The sequence below is a fragment of the Tenacibaculum sp. Cn5-46 genome (genome assembly GCF_022347705.1).
GTDB classification, from domain to species: Bacteria; Bacteroidota; Bacteroidia; order Flavobacteriales; family Flavobacteriaceae; genus Polaribacter; species Polaribacter aiptasiae.
On sequence record NZ_JAKRGD010000004.1, the window covers coordinates 351,470 to 364,703 of the forward strand.

Here is a 13,234-nt window from a genome sequence, read left to right on the forward strand (position 1 = left end):
TTATTGATTAAATATTTTTTTTAACTTCTTTAACTCTCTTTCTTTTACTTTAATTTTATTGTTTTCTCTTAGATTTTTCACCCATTCTTTTTCTAACTTTTTTTGATAGTCATTCATAATATGACCTCTTACTTCTTCAAATTTTTTGTTCTTATATTTTGTCTTATTTAACTCATACATCTTTTTCAACTCTAAAGTATCTTTTGATGCTCTATTCCAAATCTTTTTTTGCATTAAGTCAAACAATAGCAATCCTTCTTTATACTCTAATAATACACTTCTGTATTTTGGTTCTCTATGAACTAAATCATCTTTAAAATAGGTTATAATTTCGGCTTCTTTAAATTTTTCATACAAATCATTTACATTATGACTATGTCTATGACCTATAAAGTTCATAAAATCTTTTTGTAAAATCTTTTTATCCTTATTTATTGTAAATAAAACCTCTTTTAAATCTTGAGTTTCTAACACATGAGTATTAGTATTAACAAAAACTTTTAAAGCATTTTGATTTTCTTTTATTTTATACTCTCTTTTTAGCTTATTTAATACAGCTTGTTTTGATAAACCTGCTCTATTAGATTTTTTCATTTTTCTGGTCAATTCACTTTTAATCTCTTCAAATGAACCAACTGGATACTTTCTCAATAATTTTACAATATGCCATCCATATCTAGTTTTGAATGGTTTACTATAACTTCCTTCTTCATTTAATTTTCTAACTGCTTCTTCAAAATTCTCTACCATCTTTCCTGTGCCGAACTTTGGTAATTTTCCTCCTAAAGTTGCTGTTCCTTTATCTTCTGAATATTCTTGAGCTAACTTCTCAAAAGATGCTCCTGATTTTAACTTTTTATAAATTGAGTTAATTTTCTCCTTGTCTCCTTCAGAAGCTTTTATCAAAATATGAGCAACTTCAAATTCTCCTTTAGACTCTCTCTTTCCTGTAGTTTTTAGAATATGATATCCGAATCTAGTTTTAAATGGTTTAGAAATTTCTCCCACTTTTGTTTTGTATGCAGCTTCTTCAAAAGGATATACCATAGTAAAAGCTTTAAAATACCCTAAATCTCCTCCATTAATTTTGGCAGAAGGATCTTCAGATACTTCCTTAGCTACTTTTTCAAAAGATTCGCCAGACAAAATTCTATCTCTTATCTCTGATATCTTTTTGTAAAGAACCAACGAATCCTTTTCTTCCATCTTTTTAGGATACTTAATTAAAATATGACTAGCTCTTACCTCATTCTGAGTTCTATTGTAAGCTTCTTTTATTAATTTCTTTAAATAATCATTATCCTGTAAATAAGGAGCAATTAATTGGTTTTTATAACCTTCTAGCTCTCTTTTATAAGTCTTTAAAGTATCTAATTTTAATTTATAAGCTTCTTTTACTTTTAATTTATAATTTATATACAGTTCAAGGTAGTTATCAATATCTTTAGATGCATCATCTTCTAAAACAGCTAAATTTTTCTCATACACTTGTTTAAATTCCGAAACCATAACTGGTTCATTATTTATTCTAAATAGCTCTTTATCTTTTTGAGCAAAAGACATTGAACTTACAAAACATACAAAAAAATATAAAAACTGTTTTTTCATCTTATAACGATATTATTCCTTTAATAGCTTCGGCTTTTTTATAGTACGATATTACTTCATCAGCCCCTTTTACTTTAATATGTATAGAAACACTTACATATTTTCCCGTTCTTGATTTTTTGGTATCAATAACAGCTCCTCCTGCATTAAATAACTCTTTTACTTCCTCTACTTGGTTGCCATCTGTTGGCACTATAAATTTATATAAATATTTGGCTGGAAACTTGGTAGTATCCTCTAATTGTGCTTTTAACTTAATATAAAACGCTTCTCTATCTGACATATTTTTATTCTTTTAAAAATTTTCCATCATAAATTGTCCTAAAAAATGATGGAGAACAAAATTACACTATTTATTACATTTATAAATTGAAACTTTTATTTTTGCAAAATGCAACAAAAAATAGTAATTATAGGAGGTCCAGGTACTGGAAAGTCTTCAATTTTAAGAGAGCTTATAAAACGTGGTTATGAATGTATGCCAGAAATATCAAGAGAAGTAACCCTAAAAGCTCAAAAAGAAGGTATAGATCAATTATTCTTAGAACAACCTTTATTATTTAGTCAACTATTATTAGAAGGAAGAGAACAACAATACTTAGACGCTCAAAAAAGTGATAGTTCAATTATCTTTTTTGATAGAGGAATTCCTGATGTTCATGCTTATATGAATTATTTAGGTAACGACTACCCTCCTATTTATAAAGAAAAAAGTAATAAATACTTATACAATAAAGTATATATGTGCGCTCCTTGGGAAGCCATATACAAATCTGACAATGAACGCTACGAAACCTATGAGCAATCTGTAAAAATTGATACCTTTTTAAAGGAAGCTTACGAAGAAATAGGTTACGAAATTATCAACGTTCCTTTTGGAACTGTAAATGAACGATGCGATTTTATTTTACACTCGTTAAAAAACGATGTATGATGAAGCTTTAAAAATATTAAAACATTATTGGGGATATTCTTCTTTTAGAACTCCCCAACAAGAAATAATTTCTTCTGTTTTAGAAGGCAAAGATACTATTGCTTTATTACCTACTGGTGGTGGTAAATCTATTTGTTTTCAAGTACCAGCTTTATTAAAAGAAGGTGTTTGTATAGTTATTTCTCCATTGGTTGCTTTAATGCAGGATCAGGTAAGCAACTTAAATGATAAAGGTATAAAAGCTACCATTATTCCTTCAGGAAGTTCACAAGATGATATTATCACTTTATTTGATAATATTAAATTTGGAAGAACCAAGTTTTTATACCTATCACCTGAAAGACTTCAATCCCGTTTTATCCAAGAAAAAATTAAGCAACTTCATGTTAACTTAATTGCTATAGATGAAGCGCATTGTATTTCTGAATGGGGACATGATTTTCGGCCTTCATATCAAAACATTAAAATACTAAAAGAACTACAGCCTGAAACTAATATCATAGCTTTAACAGCTACTGCTACCAATAAGGTTATTACCGATATTATTGCTTCTCTAGCAATAGAATCTTCACAAGTATTTAAAAAATCTTTTTATAGAGAAAATTTAGCGTATCAAATTTTCAAAACTGATGATAAGCTTGGAAAGCTTCGTAAAATTTTCACTAAAACAAAAGCACCCGCTATTGTTTATGTAAATTCAAGAGCAAAAACTAAAGAAATTAGTGCTTATTTAAATGCAAATAACTTTAAAAGCTCTTTTTATCATGGAGGTTTAACAGCTCTCGAGAAAAAGATAGCTTTTGATAATTGGATGAGTGAAAAAACTCCAATTATTGTAGCTACAAACGCTTTTGGTATGGGAATTGACAAACCAAATGTACGCGTAGTTATACATTTGAATTTACCTTCTTCTATAGAAAATTATATTCAGGAAGCTGGACGTGGTGGAAGAAACGGAAACAAAGCTTTTTCTGTAGTATTAACTAATGAAAGTGATATAAAACTTAGTAAAGAGTTATTAAAAAAATCTTTACCAACTATTGATGATATTAAAATCGTTCATCAAAAACTATATCAACACTTTCAAATAGCTAAAGGAGAACTTATAGAAACTAGTTTCAACTTTAATCTTTTAAAGTTTTCTAATAAATATAAATTAGCCCCTAACAAAACATACAATGCGTTACAAATTCTAAATAGTAATGGGATTATTGAATTAAACAATAATTTTAATCAAAAATCTACTGTTCAATTTATTGTTTCAAGTAACCAAGTATTATTGCATTATAAACAAAACTCTAATTCAAAAAAAATTATACAAAGTTTATTACGGTTGTATGGCGGTATTTTTGAAACTCAAATAAAAATTGATGAGTTTTATATTGCTAAAAAAACAGGCGTCACTTCTTGGTTTGTTATTCAAGAATTAGAACGTATGGCTGAGAATGGTTTTATTGAATACAATAAAGCTACTAACGATTCCGAATTATTTTTTCTCCATCCTAGAGAAGAAGATAGAACAATTAATAATGTATCAAAAAGCATTAAGGTTTATTTAGCTCAGAAAGAACAAAAAATTAAAGACTTAATTTTCTTTATAAAAAACAATACTATTTGTAGAAGTCAACAATTACTATCTTATTTTGATGAAGACTTTAGTACAGAATGCGGTATTTGTGATGTTTGTTTAAACAAAAACAATAAAATCTCTATAACAACAAATGAAATTATTGCTTTACTAAAGGAGAAAAAAGAACTAACCGTTCAGGAAATGTCTTTATTGTTAAATCAAAAAGAAGCAAACATTTTAATACTTTTGCGTGAGTTGTTATCGGAAGAAAAAATTAGTAGTTCAAACAATAAATATTTTTTAATATAAAATGAAAGATTTACGCATCGTTTTTATGGGTACGCCAGAGTTTGCTGTTACCATATTAAAGCACTTAGTTGAAAATGATTATAATGTGGTTGGAGTAATTACTGCGGTTGATAAACCAGCTGGTAGAGGTCGTAAACTAAATCAATCGGCAGTAAAAAAGTATGCTCTTTCACAAAACCTACCTATTCTTCAACCTAAAAACTTGAAAAGTGAAGAATTCCAAGAAGAGTTAAAAAAGTGGAATGCTAATTTACAAGTTGTAGTAGCCTTTAGAATGCTTCCTAAAGCCGTATGGGCTATGCCTGCTTATGGTACATTTAATTTACACGCTTCATTACTTCCTGAATATCGTGGTGCAGCTCCAATTAATTGGGCTATTATGAATGGTGAAACTAAAACAGGAGTTACAACTTTCTTTATAGATGATAAAATAGATACTGGAGAAATCATCTTACAAAAAGAAGTTTCAATTGAAAGTGATGAAATTTTAGGTCATTTACATGACAAACTAATGCATTTAGGAGCTGGTTTAGTAGCAGAAACTGTTGATTTAATTGCTAAAGGTGATGTAAACACCACAAAACAAACAGAATTGGAAGAAAAATCAGCACCAAAACTTTATCCTCATAATTGTAAAATTGACTGGTCTAAATCTTTAGATGAAATATACAATCATATACGTGGATTAAATCCGTATCCTGCTGCTTGGACAACTATATTAAATGGAGAGGATGAAATTTCGGCTAAAATATATGGCGTTTCTAAAGAAGTTATTGCTCATGAATTAGAATATGGTACAATTGTTACTTCAAAAAAAGAACTAAAAGTAGCAACGAAAGATGGTTACCTAATTATAGATCAAATAAAAATTTCAGGTAAAAAATTAATGGATTCTAAGAGTTTATTAAACGGTTTTCAGTTTGAAGAAAATTCAAAAGCGCTGTAGCCCTTTATTTATAGGCTTTTAGCTTTTTCGGTAAAAAACAACTGGGGTTATTAACAATTACCCCCTATTTATTAACAAAACTTTGTTTTTTCGATATGATTTCTTGCACAATCCCGCATTCCGTCTATATTTGTTGAGCTATTAAGCAATAAAACATTAATTAATTTTTTAAAACTTATTAAAATTATGAACAAATCAGATTTAATCGATGCTATGGCTGCTGACGCAGGAATTTCAAAAGCTGCTGCTAAAGCTGCATTAGATTCTTTAACTTCTAACGTAACTAAGTCTTTAAAGGAAGGAAACAAAGTTGCTTTAGTAGGATGGGGAACTTGGTCTGTTTCTGAGAGAGCTGCTAGAACTGGTAGAAACCCTCAAACTGGAAAAGAAATTCAAATCGCTGCTAAAAATGTAGTTAAGTTTAAAGCTGGAGCTGGTTTAGCTGACTCTGTAAACTAAGACTTATTTCTAAACATATTAAAAACAGCATTTAGGCAACTAAATGCTGTTTTTCTATATAAAAGTGTCACAAAATAGTTTTAACTGTTGTCTATTAGGTATAAACATAAAAAAACTCTTAAAATGAAAAATATAATTACGTTAGTCGCTTTTCTATTTTGCTTAACAAGTTTTGCTCAAACAAAAGTAAATGCTTCAGATATTATTAGAGATGTAAAAAATGGTAAAGCAGTTAATATTTCAAACGCAACTATTACAGGTATTTTAGACTTTACTTTTATGAATGAAGCGTTACCTAAATTACCTAAAAGAAAACGTTGGTGGAATAACGGTGGTTCTAACACCATTGAAAAACAAATTACTAATAAGATTTCTTTTGTTAACTGTACTTTTACTGATGATGTATTGGCATATATTCCTCATGAAAAAAGCGGATACACTTTTATTGCAAATTTTGAGGATGTTGTAACATTTAGAGATTGTGTTTTTGAACAAAAAGCAATGTTTAAATACTCTGATTTTGAAAGTAATACTGATTTTTCTAACACAAAATTCAATAATGACTCTACTTTTAAATATGCGAAATTTGATAGAGATATAACTTTTGAAAATACTTTTTTTGACGAACCAGCTACGTTTAAATATGCTGAATTTAAACAATATGTGAGCTTTGCCAACTCTACTTTTAATGAAAGTGCTACTTTTAAATACTCTGAATTTAATGATGGTGTTTCTTTTAGAAATGTAAAGTTTCAAGAAGATTTAAATATTAAATACACCAAAGTTCATGGTCAATTTGATATAACCAATATGGAAGTTGCTTATGAAATTGACTCTAAATACACTAAAATAAATGGAAGAAGCTTTAGTAAGCACTTGTTAAAAAGTAAGAATTAATTAAGAAAACATAAATAAAAAACTCGCAATAATTATTGCGAGTTTTTTTTATGATAAAAATAATATCAATTTTAATTATTAGATTTATTTTTGCGGAAAAAAATCTATGAAAAAATTAATAATTTTATTAAACTTATTCTTAACAATATTTTCTTTTGCTCAAACTAATATTTCAGGTGCTATTTCTTCAGATACAACTTGGAGTTTAGCTAATAGTCCTTATATTATTACAGGTAACACAGTTGTTTTTAGTAATAGTATATTAACTATAGAACCTGGTGTAGTTATTAAGTTTAACAATGATGTTCAATTACGAGTACAAGGCTCTCTTATTGCTAAAGGAAATAAAAATAACAATATAATATTTACATCAAATAATTCAACTCCTCAAAAGGGGGCTTGGCAAGAAATAAATCTAGAGTTTAACGCTTCTTTTATTTTTGAATATGTTACAGTAGAATATGCTAGTAATGCTTTAAGATATAATTATGTTAAATCAAGTAGTATTAAAAATTCTATTTTTCAATTTAATAATAGTGCAATTAAAGTAGATCCTGGAAGATCACAATGGCCTATATATATAGATCACACCAAATTCTTAAATAATGATAAAGGAATTGCCAACTATCATGATGAAGTAAACTTAACTAATTGCGAATTTAAAAATAATAGAATTGGTGCTGAATTAGTAGAAAGTAAAATAAACTTGTGTTTATTTGAAGGAAATACAGAAATTGGTCTTGACGGGCATACATCAACTATATCTAATTCGACTTTTCTTTCTAATAACATTGGATTAAAACAAAGTTTTAGTGGAGGAAATGAATCATCTGTTATGAAAGGAAATACTATTAAAAATAATGAAATAGGCCTTAAAATTACAGGAAATAATCCAACCGCAACATTTTCAAATAACACCTTATGTAATAATTCTAAATACAATGTAGAAAACACTAGTAAATTTAGTGGTCAAAATTTATCAAATAACTGTTGGTGTACAAGTGATATTGATGAAATTGAAAAAACTATCTTTCATGGTATTGATAATATTAACTATGGAATAGTAATCTTTTCTAATATCTCTACCGGTTGTCCAGATACTACAATAGATGTTCCTCCAACTTTAGCTGATAAATTTGTATCAACTGATGAAGACACAATTATAAATATAGCTCTTAATGCTATAGATCCAGATAGTAATCAAATTACATATAAACTAGTATCTCCTCCTTCTAATGGAAATATATCTATTATTAATAATATTGTTACATACATACCATTCCTTAATTTTAATGGTAATGATTCCTTTACAGTAACAGCTAGTGACGATCAATTTACAAGTGCTCCCGCAACTATCTCAGTAAAAGTAGAAGCTATAAATGATTCTCCAATTGCTTATAACGATTCTATACAAATTAACGAAGGAGAAACAATAACAGCTCTGCAAAATGGAGAAATAAGTCTTTTACATAATGACACTGATGTAGATGACAATTCCTTAACTCCTATTTTAGTTACAAATCCATCTCATGGAGAACTTACTTTAAATTCTAATGGAACTTTTTTGTATAAACATGATGGTTCTAATACAGTATCTGATAGTTTTACCTATAAAATAAATGATGGAAATTTAGATAGTAACATTGCAACTGTAAACATTATTATTAAACCTTTAAATAATAATATCCCTTCTGACATCATATTATCTAATAATTCTGTCAAAGAAAATGTATCTTCAATGAAAATTGGAGAGTTTACAACTATAGACCTAGATTTACCTTCTGATAGTCATAAGTTCGAATTAATTAATGGAATAGGTGATGACAACAATAACCTTTTTACAATAAGCAATAATAGCTTGTTCAATATAATTTCCTTTGATTATGAAAATAAAAAATCTGCCTCTATTCGTGTTAAAGTTACAGATGAAAACAATCAATCTTACGAAAAAATTTTCAACATAAATATTGTTAATATAAATGATATTAATATTACTTACGAAAGTTATAATTCTTATTGCTCTTCAGAAAGAGGGTCTGGCTCAATAACTATTACAAGTGTTAATGATACAACAGGTAATTTAACTTATAATTGGTCTGCTACAAATGGAGGTAAAATACCTTCTGGTCAAGAAAAAAATAAAAATTTAACAAACCTTTCTAATGGAACTTATAATTTATCTCTATCAGATGATAATTATACTTATACTCAAAATTTCTACATTAATTTAATACCTCAATATGACAAACTAAGTATTTGTTATGTCTCTAGTGATTTTTCTCAAAAAACCAAGAATAGAATATTTTTAAATAATAAAGATAATTTTAATATAGATGTCTATGAAATTTTGAGAGAAACCAGTACCACTAATGTTTATAACCGTATTGGTTTAATTACCCCTACAGAAAATTCATTTTTAGATGACACATCAGATAACACTTCTCAATCTTATAATTATAAAGTTAGGTTAATAGATAAATGTGGCAACTATTCTCCTAGCACAAATTCACATAAAACTATATTATTACAGAGTAGTATTTCAATTAATAAAACTGTAAATTTAAGCTGGTCTCATTACAAAGGAATTGATTTTTCTACTTATACTATTTATAGAAATAAAAATCAAGAAGGATATGAAGAAATAGCTTCAGTATCTTCGAATAGTAATTCATTTAATGATATAAATGCTAATACATCAGATAATAATTATGAATATTACATTTCTATTAACACTAATAACTGTTCTACAAAAATAAATAATAGAAATAATTTTACTGAAATAAAATCAAATTATCAGAGTTTAGGTAATATTGACTATTCAAAACAAATATTTGTTTATCCTATCCCTACCAATGATATTTTAAATATAAAGTTACCCTCTACAATAAGTTCAATAAGATGTGAAATATACAACACTATAGGACAAATGGTAATGAAAACTGAAAAAACAAGTTTCACAATCAAAAACCTTCCATCCTCTACCTATTTCATTAAAATAATTACTTCTAAAGGAATAATTACAAAAAGTTTTATAAAACAATAAAATGATTCACACCTTAAAAAAAAGAATATAAATTCTTTATCTCATATAAAAAATGAATACTATAAAAACAATAGTTTTCGATTTATATAATACATTAATTGAAATCAAGAAACCAAATCATTTCTTTTTGAGTTTATTTAAAACTTCTAAAAGCGGTTTTGACATAGATTTTTCATCATATCTTAAACTTGTAATGACTAAGGATATTAATCAATTAAAAAGTGTCTTACCAATAGAATTCAATCAATTATATAATAAAAACATAGCTAGTTTAGAAGAGGAATTAAATTCTGTTATTGTATATGAAGAAGTTTTTTATGTACTTAAAAGTTTAAAACAAAATTTTCGAATTTTCTTAATTTCAAACTTAGCTTCACCATATAAACGTCCTTTTTTTGATTATAATTTAGACTCTTATTTTGAAAAAATGCTTTTTTCTTGTGACATAGGCTATTTAAAGCCTGATCATTTTATTTTTAATGAAATAGAAAAATTAACAAATAATACTTCCAATGAGATATTAATGATTGGAGATTCTTTTAAATCAGATATTCTCGGTGCAAAAAAAATGAACTGGAATTATTTAAAGGTTAATCGTCATAGCTCTAATTTAAAGGATTATGAAATAGCTAATTTGAAAGAAATAGAACAACACATAACAATATAAAACATACAAAAAAGCCGTTGAACATATCAACGGCTTTTTTTATTCTTCTATTTGAAATTGCTTTTTCATTTTTTTACTTCCTTCATACAATTCGTATTTTACAAAGCGACAATCTAAATCGGCATTTTTAATAGGAATTCTTTTTGAAGTACGTAAACCTACATGTTTTAATGCCTGAATATCTGAAGTAATTAACCATGCTGTAGAATTAGAATAACTATGCTTCAGGGTATCCCCTATTTTTCTATAAAACTCTTCTACATTAATATTTAAACGTTCTCCGTAAGGTGGATTAAATAAAATAGTTGTTTTACCAAACACTTCTTTTTTAGAGTTAAAGAAATTCACATGGTGAACCCCTATGAATTCTTCTAAATTAGCATTAACAATATTTTGTTTTGCTTTATTTACCGCCGAAGGAGCCTTATCAAATCCCATTATTTTAAAATGAGAACTTGTAATCTTTTTTAATAATGAATCTTGAATTACAAAATATAAATCTTCATCATAATCTTTCCAATTTTCAAAACCGAAATGTTTACGATTTATATTAGCTGGTATCCTATTAGCAATCATAGCAGCTTCTATTAATATAGTTCCAGAACCACACATAGGATCTATAAAGTTTTCTTCTCCTTTATATCCTGATAATAATACCAAACCAGCTGCTAAAACCTCGTTAATTGGCGCAATATTCGTAGCGCTTCTATATCCTCTTTTATGTAAAGAATCTCCCGAAGAATCTAAAGAAATAGTTAACCACTCTTTGTGAATGTGAATATGAACCTTAACATCAGGGTATTTTAAATCTACATTTGGACGCTTTTTATACTTATGCATAAAATAATCTGCAATAGCATCTTTAGATTTTAAACTGATATAGTGTGAATTTGTTGTGAAGTTTCTAGAATTTACAACAGCTCCAATAGCGAAAGTTCCTTCTACATCTAAAAAACGTTCCCACTTTACACGTTGAATTGCTTCATATAGATCTTCTTCATCAAAAATTTTACTTCTCTTTATTGGTTTTAAAATACGAATTGCAGTACGTAAAGCAATATTTGCTTTGTACATAAATCCTTTATCTCCTCTAAAGGAAACACTACGTATTCCTTCTTTAACGTCTTGAGCTCCAAGTTGCCTTAACTCATCTGCTAATACTCCTTCTAAACCAGCCATTGTTATGGCTGTCATTTTAAAATCGTTCTCCATCTAAATGTAAAATTTCATTGCAAAAATACAGTTAATTTTCTCTTAGCGAGAATCTTTTTTTTTTCATCATAAAAAACGTAAGATTTATGTATTTTTGCAGACCTTATAGTTATGAATACAACAGACTGGTTTACTTCTTGGTTCGATACACCATACTACCATATATTATACAAGCATAGAAATGATGCCGATGCTCAATTCTTTATGCGAAATATTACCTCTTTTTTAAACTTGCCTAAATCAAGCCATATAGCTGATTTACCTTGTGGAAAAGGACGTCATTCGGTTTATTTAAATTCTTTAGGATATAAAGTTACTGGTGGTGATTTAAGTAGCAATAGTATAAAACACGCCAAACAATTTGAAAACGATACTCTTCATTTTGAAGTTTGGGATATGCGTACTCCTTTAGAAAACAAGTACGATGCAGTTTTTAATTTATTTACAAGCTTTGGTTATTTTGATGATGATAAAGAAGACATCACTATTTTAAAAAGCTTGAAAAATGGTTTAAAAGAAAATGGTGTACTAGTTCTTGACTTTTTAAATGTTGAAAAAGTAAAAAATTCTTTAGTTAAAGAAGAAACTAAAACCATAGATGACATTGAATTCAATATAAAAAAGGAAATTAAAGATGGTTTTATATTAAAACATATATCTTTTTCTGACAATGATAAACAACACTCTTATACTGAACAGGTAAAATTTTTAACTTTAGACAAAATGCAATCGTATTTTGAAAAAGCTGGGTTGAAAATAAAACATGTATTTGGTGATTATAGTTTAAATAAGTTTAATCCTACCACTTCTGATAGATTAATTTTAGTTGCTGAATGAGTTCATTGATTCTTATAATATCTGTATTAATAGGAGCTTTAATTGTATTGTATTTAAAGCCAAATACGAAATTTGTTCGTTTATTACTAGCCTTTAGTGGTGCTTACCTATTATCAGTTACCATACTTCATTTGATGCCAGAAGTGTATATAGAAACTTCGGATTCCAAAAAAATTGGTATTCTTATAATTTTGGGAATCCTTATACAATCTATTTTAGAATCTTTTTCAAAAGGAGCAGAACATGGACATGTACATATTCACTCTGAAAAGAACCAATTTCCTTGGTTACTTTTTGTTAGTTTAAGTATTCATGCTTTTACGGAAGGTTTACCTATTCATGATCATGGTGATCACCAACACAATCTTTTATGGGCTATTTTCATACATAAAATACCTATTGCTATTGTACTTACTACCTTTTTAATTAAGGCCAAATATGACAAAAAAACGGTAGCGTTGTTTTTAGTTTTTTTCGCTTTAATGAGTCCTTTAGGAATGTATGTTTCAGAAAAGTTTACTTTTTTACATAGATATCACGCTGAAATTATTGCCGTAACTATTGGTATTTTTCTTCATATCTCAACTATTATTTTATTTGAAAGTTCAGAAAATCACAAATTCAACTTTCAAAAGTTTGCTGCTATTTTGTTAGGTATCTTACTGACTGTTTTCACTTTATAATAGTTTTACCTATATTTAGATAGTTTAAAATACCTATTTATAGGTAGTTAGTATTCTTCATTTATTTTG

12 protein-coding genes are annotated in these 13,234 nt (G+C 27.6%); 9 read left to right on the top strand and 3 right to left on the bottom strand.

The window, feature by feature from the left end:
* Both MHN29_RS10550 and MHN29_RS10555 read right to left on the bottom strand, forming a co-directional pair.
* A complete protein-coding gene (locus MHN29_RS10550; protein WP_235274637.1) occupies positions 1–1,608 on the bottom strand; it encodes a peptidylprolyl isomerase in 1,608 nt (535 codons plus the stop codon).
* A 1-nt stretch (position 1,609) separates the two neighbouring features.
* Positions 1,610–1,891 carry a DUF493 family protein gene (locus MHN29_RS10555; RefSeq protein WP_150901153.1) on the bottom strand — a complete coding sequence of 94 codons (282 nt, stop codon included), beginning with the start codon at positions 1,889–1,891 and terminating at the stop codon, positions 1,610–1,612.
* A gap of 108 nt (positions 1,892–1,999) precedes the next feature.
* On the opposite strand from MHN29_RS10555, the gene MHN29_RS10560 reads away from it, so the two are divergent.
* The 7 genes from MHN29_RS10560 (at position 2,000) to MHN29_RS10590 (ending at position 10,433) form a co-directional block, all read left to right on the top strand.
* Positions 2,000–2,542 (top strand): AAA family ATPase, encoded by a 543-nt coding sequence (locus MHN29_RS10560; RefSeq protein ID WP_235274636.1) that lies wholly within the window; start codon positions 2,000–2,002, stop codon positions 2,540–2,542.
* Complete coding sequence (locus tag MHN29_RS10565) at positions 2,535–4,421, top strand: ATP-dependent DNA helicase RecQ (protein ID WP_235274635.1); 1,887 nt, start codon at positions 2,535–2,537, stop codon at positions 4,419–4,421. Before MHN29_RS10560 ends, MHN29_RS10565 begins: the two co-directional genes overlap by 8 nt.
* A gap of 1 nt (position 4,422) precedes the next feature.
* Entirely contained in the window at positions 4,423–5,367 is a 945-nt protein-coding gene (gene fmt, locus MHN29_RS10570; protein WP_235274634.1) for a methionyl-tRNA formyltransferase, read from the top strand.
* Between the two features lie 186 nt (positions 5,368–5,553).
* Positions 5,554–5,826: an HU family DNA-binding protein gene (locus MHN29_RS10575; protein ID WP_150901150.1), complete on the top strand. Its 273-nt coding sequence runs from the start codon at positions 5,554–5,556 to the stop codon at positions 5,824–5,826.
* 123 nt (positions 5,827–5,949) lie between these two features.
* Entirely contained in the window at positions 5,950–6,723 is a 774-nt protein-coding gene (locus MHN29_RS10580) for a pentapeptide repeat-containing protein (RefSeq protein ID WP_235274633.1), read from the top strand.
* Positions 6,724–6,829: 106 nt separating this feature from the next.
* Positions 6,830–9,766, top strand: a complete 2,937-nt coding sequence (locus MHN29_RS10585) for an Ig-like domain-containing protein (protein WP_235274632.1) — start codon at positions 6,830–6,832, stop codon at positions 9,764–9,766.
* 52 nt (positions 9,767–9,818) lie between these two features.
* A complete protein-coding gene (locus tag MHN29_RS10590; protein ID WP_235274631.1) occupies positions 9,819–10,433 on the top strand; it encodes an HAD family hydrolase in 615 nt (204 codons plus the stop codon).
* Between the two features lie 39 nt (positions 10,434–10,472).
* On the opposite strand, the gene MHN29_RS10595 is transcribed toward MHN29_RS10590, so the two are convergent.
* Positions 10,473–11,645: a class I SAM-dependent RNA methyltransferase gene (locus MHN29_RS10595; protein WP_235274630.1), complete on the bottom strand. Its 1,173-nt coding sequence runs from the start codon at positions 11,643–11,645 to the stop codon at positions 10,473–10,475.
* Positions 11,646–11,756: 111 nt separating this feature from the next.
* On the opposite strand from MHN29_RS10595, the gene MHN29_RS10600 reads away from it, so the two are divergent.
* Both MHN29_RS10600 and MHN29_RS10605 read left to right on the top strand, forming a co-directional pair.
* Positions 11,757–12,482, top strand: coding sequence for a bifunctional 2-polyprenyl-6-hydroxyphenol methylase/3-demethylubiquinol 3-O-methyltransferase UbiG (locus tag MHN29_RS10600; RefSeq protein ID WP_235274629.1), 726 nt, complete (start codon positions 11,757–11,759; stop codon positions 12,480–12,482).
* The gene (locus MHN29_RS10605) at positions 12,479–13,165 is read left to right on the top strand and encodes a ZIP family metal transporter (RefSeq protein ID WP_235274628.1); all 687 of its coding nucleotides are present in this window, start codon (positions 12,479–12,481) and stop codon (positions 13,163–13,165) included. The genes MHN29_RS10600 and MHN29_RS10605 overlap by 4 nt, the downstream gene beginning before the upstream one ends.
* The last annotated feature ends 69 nt before the right edge of the window (positions 13,166–13,234 follow it).